The 16,990-nt window shown below is 45.2% G+C and carries 13 protein-coding genes; 12 read left to right on the top strand and 1 reads right to left on the bottom strand.

The genetic code is table 11. From position 1 onward, the window contains the following. Nucleotides 1–594: an ATP-binding cassette domain-containing protein gene (locus MHN30_RS02870; RefSeq protein ID WP_130126616.1), complete on the bottom strand. Its 594-nt coding sequence runs from the start codon at nt 592–594 to the stop codon at nt 1–3. Between the two features lie 280 nt (nt 595–874). Between MHN30_RS02870 and MHN30_RS02865 the strand changes: the two genes are divergently transcribed. The 12 genes from MHN30_RS02865 (at nt 875) to MHN30_RS02810 (ending at nt 16,990) form a co-directional block, all read left to right on the top strand. After that, complete coding sequence (locus tag MHN30_RS02865; protein ID WP_010606260.1) at nt 875–1,534, top strand: hypothetical protein; 660 nt, start codon at nt 875–877, stop codon at nt 1,532–1,534. 650 nt (nt 1,535–2,184) lie between these two features. Continuing rightward, nucleotides 2,185–3,804: an aromatic amino acid ammonia-lyase gene (locus tag MHN30_RS02860; protein WP_010606259.1), complete on the top strand. Its 1,620-nt coding sequence runs from the start codon at nt 2,185–2,187 to the stop codon at nt 3,802–3,804. Nucleotides 3,805–3,941: 137 nt separating this feature from the next. Further along, nucleotides 3,942–4,235 (top strand): phosphopantetheine-binding protein, encoded by a 294-nt coding sequence (locus tag MHN30_RS02855; RefSeq protein ID WP_010369398.1) that lies wholly within the window; start codon nt 3,942–3,944, stop codon nt 4,233–4,235. A 34-nt stretch (nt 4,236–4,269) separates the two neighbouring features. Then, the gene (locus MHN30_RS02850; protein ID WP_222242884.1) at nt 4,270–5,766 is read left to right on the top strand and encodes an AMP-binding protein; all 1,497 of its coding nucleotides are present in this window, start codon (nt 4,270–4,272) and stop codon (nt 5,764–5,766) included. Then, a complete protein-coding gene (locus tag MHN30_RS02845; protein WP_239358032.1) occupies nt 5,759–7,942 on the top strand; it encodes a beta-ketoacyl-[acyl-carrier-protein] synthase family protein in 2,184 nt (727 codons plus the stop codon). The genes MHN30_RS02850 and MHN30_RS02845 overlap by 8 nt, the downstream gene beginning before the upstream one ends. A gap of 1 nt (nt 7,943) precedes the next feature. Further along, nucleotides 7,944–8,711: an ABC transporter ATP-binding protein gene (locus MHN30_RS02840; protein ID WP_010369407.1), complete on the top strand. Its 768-nt coding sequence runs from the start codon at nt 7,944–7,946 to the stop codon at nt 8,709–8,711. Next, complete coding sequence (locus MHN30_RS02835) at nt 8,704–9,819, top strand: ABC transporter permease (protein ID WP_010369409.1); 1,116 nt, start codon at nt 8,704–8,706, stop codon at nt 9,817–9,819. Before MHN30_RS02840 ends, MHN30_RS02835 begins: the two co-directional genes overlap by 8 nt. Then, nucleotides 9,816–10,214, top strand: a complete 399-nt coding sequence (fabZ, locus tag MHN30_RS02830) for a 3-hydroxyacyl-ACP dehydratase FabZ (RefSeq protein WP_010369411.1) — start codon at nt 9,816–9,818, stop codon at nt 10,212–10,214. The genes MHN30_RS02835 and fabZ overlap by 4 nt, the downstream gene beginning before the upstream one ends. A gap of 11 nt (nt 10,215–10,225) precedes the next feature. Further along, on the top strand, nt 10,226–10,957 hold the full coding sequence (locus tag MHN30_RS02825) for an SDR family oxidoreductase (protein ID WP_239358030.1): 732 nt from the start codon (nt 10,226–10,228) through the stop codon (nt 10,955–10,957). Next, nucleotides 10,954–11,661 carry a hypothetical protein gene (locus tag MHN30_RS02820; RefSeq protein ID WP_239358028.1) on the top strand — a complete coding sequence of 236 codons (708 nt, stop codon included), beginning with the start codon at nt 10,954–10,956 and terminating at the stop codon, nt 11,659–11,661. The genes MHN30_RS02825 and MHN30_RS02820 overlap by 4 nt, the downstream gene beginning before the upstream one ends. After that, nucleotides 11,658–12,413 carry an alpha/beta fold hydrolase gene (locus MHN30_RS02815; protein WP_239358026.1) on the top strand — a complete coding sequence of 252 codons (756 nt, stop codon included), beginning with the start codon at nt 11,658–11,660 and terminating at the stop codon, nt 12,411–12,413. The genes MHN30_RS02820 and MHN30_RS02815 overlap by 4 nt, the downstream gene beginning before the upstream one ends. Before the next feature lie 23 nt (nt 12,414–12,436). Further along, nucleotides 12,437–16,990 (top strand): non-ribosomal peptide synthetase, encoded by a 4,554-nt coding sequence (locus MHN30_RS02810; protein WP_239358024.1) that lies wholly within the window; start codon nt 12,437–12,439, stop codon nt 16,988–16,990.

Raw genomic sequence — 16,990 nt, 5'->3', positions numbered from 1 at the left:
TTAACTACCCTGCTTCGGTGCTAAGGGAACAGAATGAAATCCAACTTGTAAAAAAGGTTCAGGCTCATGACTTGTCATCAGCACCATGCCAGCGTAGTTTTGCGCGAGCTCAACGATATATTCGCAGCCTGCCGCGTCCAAAGCTGCAGTAGGCTCATCGAGCAATAAATAAGGGGTATTACGCATCAAGGCATTAATAAGCTGAAGCTTCTTTTTGTTACCAGAGGAGAGATCCGCGTAACGCGTCATTAAAAAGGTTTCAAACTGAAAGTCGTTTACAAGCTGCGAAGGAAAATCACATTGCCATGCGGTTGATGTGAGAGTTAATAACTCTTTTGCACGCAAAAAAGCAGGAAATGGAATATTGTCTGACGCAAGTGCAACAAGTGTTTGGCGTTTATCGATTTTCTTGTCTTGTAATAGAATGTCGCCATTGAAGGCATCATCAAGCCCAGCAATCATACTCAGTAAGGTGGTTTTCCCTACGCCATTCGGCGCCGCTAAACAAATTCTATTATGCTCAAACTGTTGTGAATAATTGTCAAACAGTACCTCTTTGGAGAAGCTTTTACTTAGAGATTTTATCGTTATCATCTTGCTCTACACTATAAATCCAAATAGGGATTTATATTTATGTTTAAAAATGTAGTTGTCATAAAACTTAACTTATTACAAAAGCCAATATTTATCACCTAGTTAGAAAGTAAAATGGCGTAAATTACGTACCTTATTTTGTAACAAAGCCTTACACACTACATTTTTTAACATCTTATAAACATCATTAAGTAACCTTTCATTTTTCCATCCTATACTCTTGCTCCGAAATCGCTTGAATAACGACCTATGTTCAAAATATTGATAAAGGAGATCAACTATGAACTTTCGTATCCTAACTGCAGCCACCCTATCCCTATTAGCGGTTGCATGTTCGTCTGAAGATGTCGAGACCGCTAACTTCGGTTCTGACATCTATAAAAACCAATATAACTTGGTTAATGCCACCGATTATGAAATTGCATTTCACCTTGCTAACACTGAGCTAGACGGTGATGAACGAAATGTCGCTGACGATAAATATCGCGTCAAAGTACTAGCTTCCGGTTCAGAACCCGTACGCATAACACACGAACATAACACCAACCGTGAAATCAGTTTTTATGCTGAGTCAGTCAACAAGCTTGGCATGGTAGAACAAGAAAAAATTAAGGTAAGTAATGACCGAGATTATCACTTTGTTGTAATGCAGGATAGCAACGATACCTTAGATATAAAGGTGGTTAGAAAGTCTAAAGATGATCACGATAATAAATTTACCGTACGAGTATTAGCTTCCAAAACAATGACATTAAATATTAACGGTTCAGACGTTGAATTTGATAAAGGAGAAGTCAGTAGCTGGTATCAAGTGGATGACTGTAATCAAGATATTATGATGGGTGATGAGGTTATAAGTCTTTGCAATGCATCACTAGACCGCTCTTATTTACTCGTCGTCGGTGAAACTGGATTAATGAGCACCGTTTTAGAATACTAATTAATCATCGCTTTTGAGGCTGCCGATATTCCGGCAACCTCAACGGTTAGCCGTCTAGATTTATATTTATAACGCATTTTTTATTCACAAAAAATTCAACTTTCTGCCGAAATAAGTCAATTCTATTCATTTTCAGATCCGACCATACAAAATAGTGACATTTGTCATAAGTCAGTTTTATTAAACTTTCCACGCGCAATAAAAATAGAGTTTTAGCTTTAAAAATCAATTAATTCTTTATATCTCATAGAGATAAAAAACAGCTATTAACAACTCCATATTGCAATCATTTTATAACATTTCAATTATGTTAACGTTAGATTTAATTAACATTAAAATGTCAAATTTTTCGTGTTGACACCCTGAAAACTCGGGCTTAACCTAGCCGCCGTTCTTAAAACACAACAATCAAAAAATCACATTTAATATTTTTTATTTACAAATAAAATAATCTTGTAACAAAGATAGCGACAATAGTATCGCGACAAAGCCGACCAAGTTAGCGGATTGGCACACACGGGACGTTGGTTAAGTAGTACTCGCCTCTAACAAGTATGATTGGGTTTTCTAAACAGTTTCCCGTCATACAAAAATATAAGCATTGTGAAAATCACAATCGGATTCATTATTTTAGTCAGAGTAGGAAAGTCATGAACCAGTACAACACAGAAAAGGAAGCAATTCAGGTCGAGAAAAAGCTCGGTAGTATTGTTTTCATCTCGCAAGATCAATCACTTTCTCTGGAGTCAGTGCAAGATTACGCAGCTCAGCCCTTATCCAAAGTAAAATTGGACGAGTTGGCACTAAAAGCTAGAATCGAGCAAAACCGTCAATACCTGGACAATAAATTAGCAAATCAAGAAGATATATACGGCGTGACGACTGGTTTTGGTAACTCAGCAAGTAACCGTATTTCGACTTCTCTCTCTGAAGAATTACAACAAAACCTCATTGCTTATCATGGCTGTGGCGTTGGTGATTACCTTTCAGAGTCTGATTGTGCTGCGACTTTATTGATCCGCATGAACTGTAATGCCAAAGGCTTTTCAGGCGTTAGTTGGGAATTGCTGGCGCAAATGGAAACCTTCCTAAACAACCGCATCATCCCGGCTATCCCTTCTATGGGTTCAGTAGGCGCGAGCGGCGACTTAACACCACTTTCTTATGTCGGTGCCGCACTTGGTGGTAAGCGTAAGGTGTACTATCAAGGACAACTGCGTGAAACCGCTGAAGTATTAGAAGAGCTAAACATTGCGCCATACAAGCTAAAGCCGAAAGAAGGTTTAGCTATCATGAATGGTACTTCGGTTATGTCTGCCATCGCCACGAATGCGCTAAAAGACATCCGCCGCGGCATTGATTTAAGCTGTAAACTGATCGCGCTTTATGTCGAACTTATCGAAGGTCGTGCATCGCCATTCCATAAACGCGTACACGAACTTAAACCACACCGCGGACAGCAGATCTGCGCAGAGAAAATTCTAGAACGCTTAACTAACGTCGATCAGCGTTTAGGTCGCAGAAACCGCACCGATGACAACATTGAGTTTGGCAAGCAAGAAACGTTCAGGTTACAAGATAGCTATTCAATTCGCTGCTCTCCGCAGGTGTTAGGTCCATTAATTGATGCTGAGATGTGGGCATCACAGATCCTAACGACTGAAATCAACTCAGTGAACGATAACCCACTATTTGATGATGAGAACGACCTTATCCTCAACGCGGGTCACTTCTACGGTGGTCACGTTGCAGCGGTGTGCGACACCCTCAAGCCACTCGTTGCAAACATGGGCGCGTTACTAGAGCGTGAATTAGGCATTTTGGTTGATGATCGCCTTAACGGTGGAATTTCTAACAACTTGGTTGCGCGTGAAGATCTTGGCGACAAAGCTTGGGTACACCACGGTTTCAAAGCAATGCAAATTACCTCTTCTTCTCTTGTTGCAGAAGCACTTAAAAATGCAGGCCCGATGTCAGTATTTTCACGCACAACAGAAGCACTAAACCAAGACATCGTCAGCATGGGCACCATCGCCGCACGTGACCTTCGTCGTATTACAGATCTTATCAAGCCAGTTATTGCTATTCAGGCAATGGCGATCCGCCAGGCATTTTATGTTGATGGGAAAGATGCAAAAGCAGAGAAACTTAACGCACTTTCTCGCGAGTTTTTCGACGAAATTAGCAGCAACTTCCAACCAGTCATTGAAGATAGGCCGATGGATGTCGAAATCAACAATATGGTTAACGCCCTATTTAATGAGCAGTAACCCTCTCTAAGTCATTTTTGAGATGACGATAACGCTATAGCTGGCAGCTTCACTGCAGCCAGCTAGGGCTTGTTGTTGCTCAAAAACCGCTAATGAGACGTAAACTACACACCAGAGAAACTAAAAAGGATATAAAAATGAGTAGCTTAGAATCAATAACACAATTTATTAAACAAGACATCATTGTCGACAATTTAGAAGTAGTAGATAGCATTGATGAAATCGAAGATGATGCTCAACTTATCGGTGACGGTCTAGATCTAGACAGCATCGAGGTGCTCGATCTTGTGGTATCTATCGAGAAAAAATACAACCTTAAGTTCAAAGATTACCCAGAACAAACCATTCAAGAAAAAATGAAAAACGTCAGTACCTTAGCTAGCTTTGTTCACGAACAAGTTGAAGCACAAACAACAGCTGAAGCTTGTTGATCTGACCGTAACCATTTTCGCTTGGAAGGACACCATGCAAACATACAGTGCCATTCGTTCAACACTCATGCAACTGATTGAAGCTGAGTTAGAAGTAGATAAAGAACAACTAGACGTACTAAGTGACGACGCCAATTTAATTGAGGCGCCACTGTTTCTCGACTCGGTCGACCTTATGCAGTTATCTGCTGCATGTAAAAAAGCGTTCCAATTAAAAGACTTGGGCGAATTGAGCACTGTAACTTTGGCGACTCTAACACGTCAAATAGCGTTAAACTTAACGCAACAAAAACAAGCAACACCCTTGGAGACATGGGCAGATCAAGTCACCTCTCTCAACGAGACCGATTTACTAGCACTGATACAGCGTAGTCTAGAGTGTGAGATCAACGGTCAGGCTCGCCTTATCAAAGACAGCACGCCCTGCGATATCATTGTGAGCACTATGGTGTTATTAGCGCACAATATCACTCCGGTACTAAGTGCGAATGCGGCCGCGAACGTCAATGCGTTTAGCTGGCGAGAACTCACGCTTGCCAATCAAGAGGTAGAAGTTCCGTTTCATTCCATGACGGCATTTTTACAACAGCATAGCGATAAGACAATTGGCTTTGAAACGTCAGGCAGCACAGGCAAGCCACAAACTTGGCATAAATCCATCGCCTCACTCCATGCAGAAGCCGTCACCTTTGCTGACACTTTCTCGTTTGACGCAGTAGATTATTTCTGTGCTTGCGTTGATATCCGCCACATGTTCGGCTTTATTTGGGCATTTATGCTCCCTCTGCAGCTTGGCAAACCGGTGTGTTATGAACTCGGTTCAACACCGGATTTACAACCTGTAAAAGACAAACAGGTAGGTGTGATCTTAACGCCAACTATGTTTGACTTTGTGGCCGATCAGTTAAATCAAAACCACTGTTACTTAATAAGCTCAGGTGCACCATTCAAAGGTGAGAAAGAGCAAAAACTTGCCGACCTTATTTCTTACCTATCACTTTCAATACAAGCTTTTGAGGTACTAGGAAGCACTGAGACCGGCGGTATCGGCTATCGTCCATTAGGCAACAACGAAACGCACTTTACTAAGTTCACTGCGGTCGACATTTATCAAAATGGCGAGCACAAAACCATGTTGAGATCACCGTTTTTAGTGGCTAATTGTGATGAGTTTGAGCTCAAAGATAAGCTGATTTTCAGCAATGAAAACCAATTCACACACGGTGGGCGCGCAGACCAAATATTTAAATATGCAGGTAAACGCTACTCGCTACAAAGTATAGAAAAAGTCCTCCAAGAACGCTTTGTGGGACTTCGCCATCGCGTGTTTTTTATCGAGGACAATAACAATAATAAAGGGGGCGAGCTGGTCGCCTTTGTCGAAGGACTATCTTGCATCCCTACACTTCAGGACATCAGAAGTTGGTTTAAAGATTTACCCACGCCGCAGGTTCATTTTTTGGCGCAATTTCCAGAAAACGAGCTCGGCAAAATCACCCTCTCGGCACTACAGGAATGCGTACATGAATAATAAACAACAAACTTTCATTACTGGTTATGGTGTGCTCTGTGCAGCGGGCGAAAATCGCCAAGCGCTGCTAACTAGCATCAAGGAAAACCGCACTGGTATTGACCGCATTAATCGTTTCGACACACAGGGACTAACACACAATGTTGGGGCGCTCGCTATCAACTACGAGAATCACAGCGCAGAACATTTTGATATGGATCTGGCGAGCCAATACGCTATCCATGCCGTTACAGAAGCACTTGAACATGCAAATTTAGCCTTAAATCAGATGGACAGTACCCGTGTGGCATTTATTCTCGGTAATGCAAACTGCGGTATGTTTTCATTGATGGAGAGCCTTAAAGGTCAGCATCAACTAGGGTTTAAGTTTTATCCACCACATCAAATTGCAACCGATGTCAGCCGCCACTTCGGTATTCAGGGCCCTGTAATGACTTTCACCTCGGCCTGTACCGCAAGTAGCAGTGCCATTGCTTTTGCTAAACAACTCATCGAAAACGACCAAGCAGATGTCGTCATTGCTGGCGGTGCGGATGCCCTGAGCGAGCTGGTTTACGGCGGCTTTCAGTCGGTACAGTCCTTGAGTCCTGAGCCTTGTGCTCCGTACAGCGAAAAAATGGGATTAAGTTTAGGTGAAGGCGCAGGTTTTTTAGTCTTTGAATCGCAAACACATGCCAATCAGCGTAACGCAACGCTGCGATATCAATTGCTCGCGACAGGGTCGAGCTTAGATGCTCACCACGCTACAGCGCCTAACCCCGAGGGCGATGGTGTACGCCGCGCTTTTACGCAGACATTGTCCTATGCGCCCGTTGCAGCAAGTGATATTGAATATATCAACAGCCACGGGACTGGTACGCCAGCAAATGATGGCGCAGAGCTAAAAGGGATCCAATCTGCCATTGGTGAACAGGCCATGCGCGACGTCTCGGTTTCAAGTAGTAAATCTTACTTTGGTCATACCCTTGGTGCCGCTGGTGCCGTAGAACTTATTTCAACTTTGGTCAGCCAGGATGAAGGACTTCTACCAGCAACACTGGGGGTCGACTCAATAAGGTCGTGTTGCCATGCGTATCAATTAGTGACCAATCAGGCCAGACCTCAGGTTGTTGATGTTTTTGCGGTGACTAACTCAGCATTTGGTGGCCACAACACCAGCATGCTACTCAGTAAACATCAGAAAACGTCGATTAACACGGCGTCAAAACCGGTGTATCTACTTGCCGCCACCAGCCTGTCTGATACTGAAGTATACAATGCTCGACAAAATAGCACCGACCGCTTTGCTGAATTTAACTTAAAACAGCAGTTCCCTGCACTTTTCCAGCGCCGTACACCGTGTGTTGCACAATTTGCCTTAGGTGCCTGCCAATTTACCTTACAAGACAGCGATCTCGATCTAGCTCAATTACCACTGCCAGAATTCGCAGCCTACTATGCTAATCCCATTGGCTCGCTGGAAACCTTAGATAAAAACCTCGCATCATTTCAAGATGGCATTGCAGAGCTAAAAAGTACGCATTTCCCCAATACCGTCGTCAATGCCACATTAGGCCAACTGGCACTTGGCTTTGGCTTTAAAAACTCGGCCACTTGTGTGAGTGATTTAGGCAATGACTTTTTACATGCGCTTTGGAGTGCAACACTTGATATGCGTGAAGGTCGAAGTCGATATGCGATGGTATGTAGCTCGCAAGACGATACTGCACTCTCGCAACAAGTCTGGGCTGCACATCAATTCCAAGCAGATATCGGTCATTTTTCCAGCGCCGCGCTCTTGGCAACCAGCGAGGTGTTACCGGCAGGCTACCAACCTCTCGCAGAAATCATTGATTTTATTCAAATCAATGATGCGCAGGAACATCAAGCACTAGACAGATTATTGGCAAGCAATGCTAGGAAGCTGAGCCAAGTGGGCAATGTCGTGTTAAGTACTTATCACGACGAAGCGTTTGCCACCATTGCAGCAAGCTTGGACAGCCATTTACCACAGGCCCAACTTATAAAATATCAGCCACAAACCACGCCTCTACACAGTACAGAATTAGCAGTGCGTGCGCTAATGCATGCACTCAACACCCCAGCTGGTGATACCGAGTTAGATCAAACCCTACTCCTAAGCGTTAATCTCGCGGGAAGTATGACGGGATGTATTTTACGAACAGTAAGGAAATAAGATGACGACCGTGATCGAAGTGAAGAACTTAAGGAAGGTCTACAAAAGAACACGAAAAGTTGCCGTCGATGACGTCTCTTTTAGCGTTAGCGAAGGCGAATGTTTTGGACTCCTTGGACCCAATGGCGCCGGAAAAACCACGACGTTGGAAATACTTCAGGGCTTGCGTAGTGCGACGTCAGGTGAAGTGACGTTATTTGGTCTTAATTGGAAGCAACACGAAACCAAACTTCGCAGCCTTATGGGTGGCGTGATGCAACACAATAACCTCTACGAAAAACTCAAAGTAAAAGAGTGCGTCGAGCTATTTGCCAGCTTTTACCCAAGCTACACGCCAATTGATACGCTGCTTGAGCGCTTCAATTTAAGCGAGAAAAAGGACGCTTGGCTAAGCGAACTCAGTGGTGGACAAAAGCAACGCGTATTTTTAGCGATGGCAGTAGTTGGCCAGCCCAAGTTGGTGTTTTTAGATGAGCCAACTACGGGACTTGACCCCACGAGTCGCCAAGAGTTTTGGCACATCATTAAAGATCTCAAAGAAGCCGGTACCTGTGTAATGTTAACGACGCACTACATGGATGAGGCAGAGTTCTTATGCGACAACTTAGCCATCATTAATTCAGGTCAAATCATAGAGTCAGGCGCGCCAAGCGACATTATTAATCGCACCTTTGAGACTCCGGTGATTAAAGAACCCAGAAAAGCCACACTCAACGACGTATTTTTGAAACTCACAGGTTCCACGATGGAGAGGGAAAGTTATGCCTGAGTTAAGTCAAACTAAGTTATATCCATTTTGGCAATTAATGATGGTCAATATTCGACCTTTTTTCCGTGATAAAGCGGTATTGCTATGGACATTCGGTTTACCTATTTTCATCGCCCTATTGTTGATCCAAGCCTTCTCTGGTGGACCAAAAATGTCTCCTATGAATGTGGTGGTGATGCATGGCGAGCAAATTGAACAGAAATGGCTTAAAGCGATGGAGGAAGATCCACTCGTTACCGTTACCCGCCTCTCACAAACCGATTCAATTGTGCTTGAAGACAGTTTTGCTTCTGCTCAGCTGGCGGAAGTGATCAGCTCACCAGGCTCAGTGCTACGTAAGCTGCAAAATGAGGTGAGCCCTGAAGTTTACCTTGCCCCCAACGCTATGTTTTCTACTCATAACTCCGATGAGTCGTTAATGGCACGTAACTATCTATTGCGTCTTAAAGCGCAAGCTAACGGCGAAGAGATGCGAAGCAATGTCATTAGCGTCAAAGGTTATCGTTACACTGACTGGTTGATCCCTGGGATCATCGTGTTACAAGTTCTTGGTTTAGCACTGGTGTCGATTGCCAACAGTTTAGTGTCGGACAGACAAAACGGCTTTTTTAAACGTCTACGCCTTTCTCCTTTCAAGCGCCGTGATTACATCATTGGGATCGTGCTTGCACGCTTATTCTTACTGGTGTTCCAAATGCTGATTCTGTTCGTCGCATTTCACTTTTTATTTGGTTACACGCTGCAAGGAAACGTGCTGGATATCATTGCGGTAATGGCACTCGGTTCATTTTGTATCTGTATGCTCGGCGTGTTAGTCGGCGCCCGTAGCCAACGGGTTGAAGTCTCATCAGGGATAGCTAACTTACTTTACTTTCCATTGATGTTCTTATCGGGCATTTATTTCGACACGGCTAACTTTCCCACTCTATTGCGAGAAATAGTTTCGTTACTGCCAACCACTGCGTTTTTGGATGCACTGCGCTTAGTCGCAAACCAAGGCGTTGAACTGGCTGCGGTAAGTCGTCAATTGATTATTTTAGGCGTCACCAGCGTGGTGTTCTTCCTCATCGTTTACTTCTGCTTTGACTGGGGAGATGAAAAATCATGATCACCGATAACTTGCCGCATAAGGCACCATTTAAGTTTGCAGACAAGATAATCGAACATTCACCGGGAGAGATGATTGTTGGATTGAAGTTCGTCTCGCATAACGAGCCAGGCCTGCAAGGACATTTTCCGGATGAGCCTATTTTCCCTGGTGTGTTAATCATTGAGACCATGGCGCAGATCAGCGGCTTGTGCTGCAACAACACGCACAAAGGGGGCATGCTGTCTTCCATAGAAAAAGCCAAATTTAGTCGCCCTGTTCGCCCCGGCGAAATCATTAAAGTAACGGCAAAACTAGAAACTGAATTTGGTGCGATGGCGCGCTTTAAAGCACAAGCACACGTTGAAGATGAGTTGGTTGCCAAAGCCGAACTCACGATTGTTTACACGGATTAAGGAACTTGGTTGTGTTTACTGGAAAGACAGTAGTAGTGACTGGCGTATCCAAAGGGATAGGCAAAGGCATCGCACTCGCCTTTTTGCAAGATGGTGCTCGAGTATACGGTATTTGTCGCACACAAACCCCCATCGCGGAGTTACACAAACCTGAGTATCAAGCTCGTTTCACTCAACAAAGCGGCAATATTACCGACAGCGAGTTCGTCAACTCCGCTATTCGCCAAGCGATAAGCGACACGGGTCGGGTTGATGTGTTAGTGAATAACGCTGGGATCACGAATGATAGCTTGTTCTCTCAGATGTCGTACGACGCTTTTCATAACGTGTTAGATATCAACTTCAAGGGTACATTGCTGTGTTGCCAAGCGGTATTACCAGTCATGACTAAGCAAGGTGCAGGCAAGATTATCAACATGGTGTCGCAAAGCGGAATAAGCGGACGAGAAGGCCAAGCCAACTACGCGACCTCAAAAGGCGCAATTATTGGCCTCACTCGGACTATTGCACGGCAATATGGTCACTGTGGTATTTACTGTAATGCACTCGCTCCGACGTTTATTGCAACCGATATGATTGATGATATCCCCGCAAGCATTATCAACCCGGTGCTTAAGCATACCGCACTAGGTCGTGTTGGGAGCGTCAAAGAAATTGCTGATGCCACGCTATATCTCGCTTCTAGCGCCTCTAACTACCAAACTGGAAATGTGCTTCGTTTGGATGGAGGGCTTGCGGTATGAATGCTCAAGCGTTTATTTTACTTTATCCAACAAGTGAGTTTGATAGCCACTTCGTTACCCATTTGCTGTCGCAAAAACATCCGTTACTCCTTATCAATGCAAGTGCTGAGGTGCTCGCGCATAATCCAGAAGCAAGCCATATCCACCTCAACGCTCCCCTCTCGGAGTTAAATACCACTACATTACTAGATTGGTTTGAACTCAATAATAATCAGCAAGAAGTGATGGTACTGCATTGTGCCAATCGCCTTGATGAAAGCAATCTACTCGAAGACATTGCCGTTGGCGAGCAAGTGATTGCGCGTCTAGAAAGCGTATTTGCGGCACTCAGAGTCATTGCCGACAACCTCAGAGTGAGTGGTGGAAACCTCGTCTTTTTAACGCAATCAGACACCTTAAATTACGAATTAGAAGCCACCGCCAGTGTCTGTAACCACGCTCATAATGCATTGATGATGACGCTCGCGCGCGAGTATCAAGGTAGCAAGCTGGCAGTGAACAGTTTTGTGTTACCGCTACTGGCTACCGATAGCAAAGCCGCAAGAATCCAAAAGCGTAACCTAAAAGGAGGCGTACTGGGTGCACGACCTGCGGTATACAGCTATCAAGACTTGGTGGAATACCTAGTCAACTTTATGAAAACCAACACCATGCTCACCGGTCAATCCATCGCATTCACACCAACGCTGGAGCTCAAGCTATGATGCCGGTTGACTTATACTGTTTCCATCACGCAGGTGGCTCTTCTTTGTTTTTTAGGGAATGGGCCAAACATTTACCTGCGCATTGGCAACTCCACGGCATCGACTTACCGGGCCGTGGTACTAAAGCAGGTATGCAATCTTTACGGGACTGGGATGAGGCACTTAGTCACCTAAGTAGTAGCACGCAACTTCAGCCGCGTAGTGAGCGGCTGTGCGTGTTTTTTGGTCACAGTCTTGGCGGGATGGTGGCTTATAAGCTTGCCGATCATCTTGCTAAACACGCACTGACAACACCGGATTTACTCTGTTTATCTGGATGCCGCGCGCCAAGTATTCCCTCGGCTACCCAGTACTCAAAATTGACTGACTCGGACTTGCTCACGACTTTATATCATCTCGACATGCTGCCTAAACATCGTTTAACGAAGGACGTAGAAGTGGTTGTGGCCGCTATGTTTAAAGACGACTTTATGTTAGCCGAGCAACCCGTCAGTACAGACATCACGTTGACGATGCCGGTCGAACTGATCCTCGCCACACAAGATCACTTGGTTAAGCCTGAGTCACACCAAGCTTGGTCTGAGTACTGCGAGAACTATTTTCAATACCATCATGTCGATGGCGGTCATATGTATTTACAGCAACGCCCAACGCTGGCGTGTGAGGTGATTGTCGCCGCAGTAGCGCGATACCTAGCACGCTTGCAGCAAACAAAATACCAAAAAGCAAACTGGCAAAAGCCGTTGTGTTAAGGCGAAAAAACAAGGATCACGCAATGAACTCACAGTCCAATTCCGCCAATTTCAAGTCACTGACAACGAGGCAACTTCACGTATGGCAAGCCCAACAGCTTGATTTGGCAAATCCAGTATATAACATCGCTTGCGCGGTACAATTTACCGGCGGGCTCACAGCCGAGGCACTAGAGCAAGCCTTGGTGTTGCTATTTGCAAGGCACCCAGTTTTATCGAGTCGTATTGATGAGGCTCATGGCGAGCCACAACTCGAATTATTAGCCTGTGCCCCTAAGTTATTAGCCGTGCCTGATGAGATTGCCGCTTTTAGTGACTCTGTCACCGCCAAAACTTTAATTGAGCAAGCTATCGATATCACTAAAGAGACCTTTCAATTCTACGCTTGTAGCTCAGAAACTCGGTTGCTATTGACCATCAAAGGGCATCACATCAACTGTGACCAGTGGGCATTGCAAGTACTGATGAGCGATTTACTCGCATGTATAGAAGCGGTGCTTGATAATTCTGAACTTGATCTCGCCCCCCTTGATTATCAAGTGATGTTTGAAGAAAAGCCTGAGCGTGCAGCAACTTCACAACAGAGCGAACTCTATCCTATCGATTTTTACCAGAGTAATACTGAGGCACTCGCGCACCATTATGACGGCATCGCGTTTCGTGAAGAAAACCCAGAGGCACTCAAACAAGTAAAACAGGTAGCCTCTCAAGCTGGCGTCACGAGTTTTAGCGTCGTGCTTGCCAGCGTCTTTTTGACTTTATTTCATACCACTGGGCAAACCGATTTGACCATAGGGATCCCGATGGCTCGCCGCACCCGTAAAACCCGTGCGATCTTAGGTCATTACTCAGACGTTGAAACGGTTTCTATTTGCGATATTGAGCAGTACACAGGCGCATCGCTTATCAGTGAAGTCAGTAACCAGCTCACCCAATTACTGCTGTCAGGAAATAATAATAAAGACGCTGCGAAGCATATTAATGTCACCTGTAACTACTTAGCCAAGCTAAAAAGCAATGGCATTCGTCCAGGGATAACCCCGTTGATGATTGGTCGCCAAGGGTACGAACTTGCTTTGGGCACAGCGGGAGATACCATTATCAAAGGGGTATCCATTGAGCCTGGTGTTTCACAATTTGATATCGAATTTACGCATTTTGAAACAGAAGGAGGCCTTTGTCGTAAAGTGGTCGCAGCTAAGTCTGTCTTTTCTCGCGTGGCAATGACACGGATCACCGATATTCAGGCGCGCTTTATTGAATTACTTACCCACTCTAGCGATCTTAATATCGCCGAGCTGCCTGTACTGGATGAAGAAGAGCAAAAGCTGATCTTGGCGCGCAGCAATCAAGATAATGAAACGTTCTTTTCCGACACCACTTTAAATCACTGGTTTGAACAAGCGGTAAGTAAACACCCAGATCAAATCGCGCTACAAACCCAAACACAATCTATCGATTATAAAACCCTTAACGCCAGAGCCAACGCCCTTGCCTTGCATTTACGGGAGCAATATCAGTCTCAGTATCAGCGAACCCTCACTGCCGATACGTTAATTGCGCTGTACATGCAGCCTTCTATCGAGATGCTGATTGCAATTCTTGCTGTTACTAAAGCGGGTGCGGCTTATGTGCCGCTGTCTCCCGACCATGCCAGCGAGCGAACAACCTTTATTCTAAGTGATACCAACCCAAGCCTGTTGATTGTCGATGAGCAAGAGTATGCCGCCGCACAAGACAAATGCCGTTTGGCGGAGGTGGCTTGCCCATTAGTTACACCACTCAATGCCCAGCAACAAAGCGACACAGCCCCTGTCATCAGCCAATCACCGCAGGATTTGGTATACATCATTTATACCTCAGGTACGACTGGCCAACCAAAAGGCGTGATGCAAACTCATGAAAACGTCGCTCGATTGTTCACGGCGACGGAGCAAGATTATGGCTTTGACCATCACGATACTTGGGTGCTTTACCATGCCTATACTTTTGACTTTAGTGTATGGGAAATGTGGGGTGCCCTACTTTATGGCGGTAAACTCTGTATTCCTGACAACAGCCTGATCCGCGATTTTGAGGCCTTTGCAGACTACTGCTCAGATAATCAAGTGACTGTGCTTAATCAGACTCCTGCCGCATTCTATGAATTTAGTGCAGCGGCACTATGTGCAAAATTGAATTTTGACAAACTGAGGTATGTGATTTTCGGTGGTGACAAACTCAACCCCGAAATGCTCAACCCTTGGTGGAACTGCTACGGCGATGAACAGCCGCTATTGGTCAACATGTATGGGATCACTGAAACCACGGTGCATGTCACCTATAAAGCACTCACGCAACAATCAAGTTCTAAAGCCTCTCATATCGGTAGACCCATATTAGATATGAAAGCGTACGTACTAAATTCCAAATTGCAGTTGGTCGAACCCGGTGCCTGCGGTGAGTTATATATTGGCGGTGCAGGTCTTGCTCGTGGTTATTTAAACCGCGAAGCGCTCAGTCAAGAACGCTTTATTAGCAGCCCGTACGCAAGCGAACAAGATATTCAACAAGGACGAGCCAGACTGTATAAAACCGGTGACTTGGCAAGACGCCTGCCGGATGGTGAGTTGGAGTATATCGGTCGTAACGATAATCAGGTGAAGATCCGTGGCTACCGTATTGAACTGGGTGAAATCGAAAGCGTGATCAACCAATTGCCAGAAGTTGCCCAAGCGGTGGTTATCGACCGTACCCTACAAAGTGTTCCCTACCTAGCCGCTTATATCAAGTTTAAGCCACAACATCACGGCCAAACTGCCCAAGTGAAAGCCCATGTGAGTCAAGCGCTACCCAGTTATATGCAGCCAAAAACGTGGACTGAGCTTGCGGAAATACCTTTGACTGGCAACGGTAAATTAGACCGTAAAGCGTTGCCAGAGCCTGAACTGGTAAGCCAAAGCGAATATGTGGCGCCGCAAGACGAAACGGAAGCACAACTGTGTGAAGCATTTAAAACTTTGCTTGGTGTTGAGCAAGTGAGCACCAAAGATGATTTCTTTGCTATCGGTGGTGATTCTATTCTCACTATTCAACTCGTTGCTTTGCTCAGAAAGCAAGGCATTGAACTGCAAGTAAAAGATATCTTTGATTGTCCAACTGCAGCGGCGTTAAGTCAGCGTATTGCTAGCGTACAAGCGACTCAACGAGAGATTACACAGGAGCAAGGCCTGCTGAGCGGACGCTTTGATCTACTGCCAATTCAACAATGGTTTTTCAATAAAGCACTACCGGAGGAGAATCATTGGAATCAGGCATTTGCAATCAGGATCCCAAGCGGCTTTAGCCAAATTCAATTACAAGAGGCGCTACACAGTTTAAGTGATCAACATGATATGTTGCGCACAACCTTTATGGAATTTGAAGGCCATATTACGCAAGAATATAACGATGTGAGTACCATGGCGCCACTCAACGTCCTTAACGGCAAGTCACACGATGTACAAGCAGAACTCAACGCGCGACAAAGCCAGTTCGATATTTGTAATGGCCCACTTTGGCAAGTTACACATATCGAAGCGTTTTGCGAAGACTACGACCTGCTTCACTTTGCACTTCACCACTTAATCATCGATGCGGTTTCTTGGCGGATCATCACGCAAGATCTGCAAACCCTTTTAGCACAAGGAGAGTTGCTGAGTAAACGTACCAGCTATCGACAGTGGGTAGAAATGATGCAAGCGTACCCGGCAGCACACCCGCAGGAAATGGCATTTTGGCAGCGTTTAGCAACCAACTTGCCAAGCTATCCGCCAAGCATGGCTGCAACACCGTCAACCGCTTGGTTAGAGCTAGACGCGCACACCACGGCCCGCTTCATACGTGACGCGAATGCAGGCTTCAATACGCAAGGTGAAGAGTTACTACTGGCTGCTTTGTGCCAAGCATTGAGTAAAACCTTTAAGCAAACTCAGCATGCTATCACGTTGGAAAGTCATGGTCGTGAAATGTGGCGTGATGATGCTGATATCAACCAAACAATTGGCTGGTTCACTTGTTTGTACCCGCTACGCCTGACTCAACAAGCGACACTAAGCGACACCATTATTGATGCCAAAGAAGCGCTACGCCAGATCCCGAATAAAGGTCTTGGTTTTGGTAGTGCACAACTGCAAGACACCAGCTTAACGTTGCCAAGTATCAGCTTTAACTACTTGGGCCAAATGGGTGGGCAAAGCGATGCGCTTTGGCAAATAGACAACCAACTGCAAACCGAGACAAGTTCTGCACAAAACGGCTCGGATCTGATCCTCGATATCAATGCGCTGGTTCAGGGCGAGCAACTTAGGATCAAAGTGGATTCATTACTAGATGGCAATCTTACCGATGCCTTCGCTACTCACTTAACACAAGCGCTGCATGATGTATTGGATACAGCGCTCGAGGCGAAAAAGCGCGGCGGTGTAAGCACCCCTAGCGACTTTGGCGCGGGCTCGCTTTCTCAGGAGCAACTAGCTGCACTGCAATCCCAGTTAAGTGAAACACAACTAGAACAAACCACGACTCAGTCTGAAAAAACACAAGAATTAGAGATTTAA

The sequence above is a fragment of the Pseudoalteromonas sp. OF7H-1 genome (assembly GCF_022347825.1).
Classification (GTDB): domain Bacteria; phylum Pseudomonadota; class Gammaproteobacteria; order Enterobacterales; family Alteromonadaceae; genus Pseudoalteromonas; species Pseudoalteromonas maricaloris.
This window is presented reverse-complemented; position numbering and strand designations above follow the sequence as displayed.

Excerpts from the sequence above, each read along its gene's own strand:
- MHN30_RS02870 (WP_130126616.1), bottom strand. The coding sequence starts at position 594 with ATGATAACGATAAAATCTCTAAGTAAAAGCTTCTCCAAAGAGGTACTG.
- MHN30_RS02815 (WP_239358026.1), top strand. The coding sequence starts at position 11,658 with ATGATGCCGGTTGACTTATACTGTTTCCATCACGCAGGTGGCTCTTCT.
- MHN30_RS02820 (WP_239358028.1), top strand. The coding sequence starts at position 10,954 with ATGAATGCTCAAGCGTTTATTTTACTTTATCCAACAAGTGAGTTTGAT.
- MHN30_RS02810 (WP_239358024.1), top strand. The coding sequence starts at position 12,437 with ATGAACTCACAGTCCAATTCCGCCAATTTCAAGTCACTGACAACGAGG.
- MHN30_RS02855 (WP_010369398.1), top strand. The coding sequence starts at position 3,942 with ATGAGTAGCTTAGAATCAATAACACAATTTATTAAACAAGACATCATT.
- MHN30_RS02840 (WP_010369407.1), top strand. The coding sequence starts at position 7,944 with ATGACGACCGTGATCGAAGTGAAGAACTTAAGGAAGGTCTACAAAAGA.
- MHN30_RS02835 (WP_010369409.1), top strand. The coding sequence starts at position 8,704 with ATGCCTGAGTTAAGTCAAACTAAGTTATATCCATTTTGGCAATTAATG.
- MHN30_RS02845 (WP_239358032.1), top strand. The coding sequence starts at position 5,759 with ATGAATAATAAACAACAAACTTTCATTACTGGTTATGGTGTGCTCTGT.
- fabZ (WP_010369411.1), top strand. The coding sequence starts at position 9,816 with ATGATCACCGATAACTTGCCGCATAAGGCACCATTTAAGTTTGCAGAC.
- MHN30_RS02860 (WP_010606259.1), top strand. The coding sequence starts at position 2,185 with ATGAACCAGTACAACACAGAAAAGGAAGCAATTCAGGTCGAGAAAAAG.
- MHN30_RS02850 (WP_222242884.1), top strand. The coding sequence starts at position 4,270 with ATGCAAACATACAGTGCCATTCGTTCAACACTCATGCAACTGATTGAA.
- MHN30_RS02865 (WP_010606260.1), top strand. The coding sequence starts at position 875 with ATGAACTTTCGTATCCTAACTGCAGCCACCCTATCCCTATTAGCGGTT.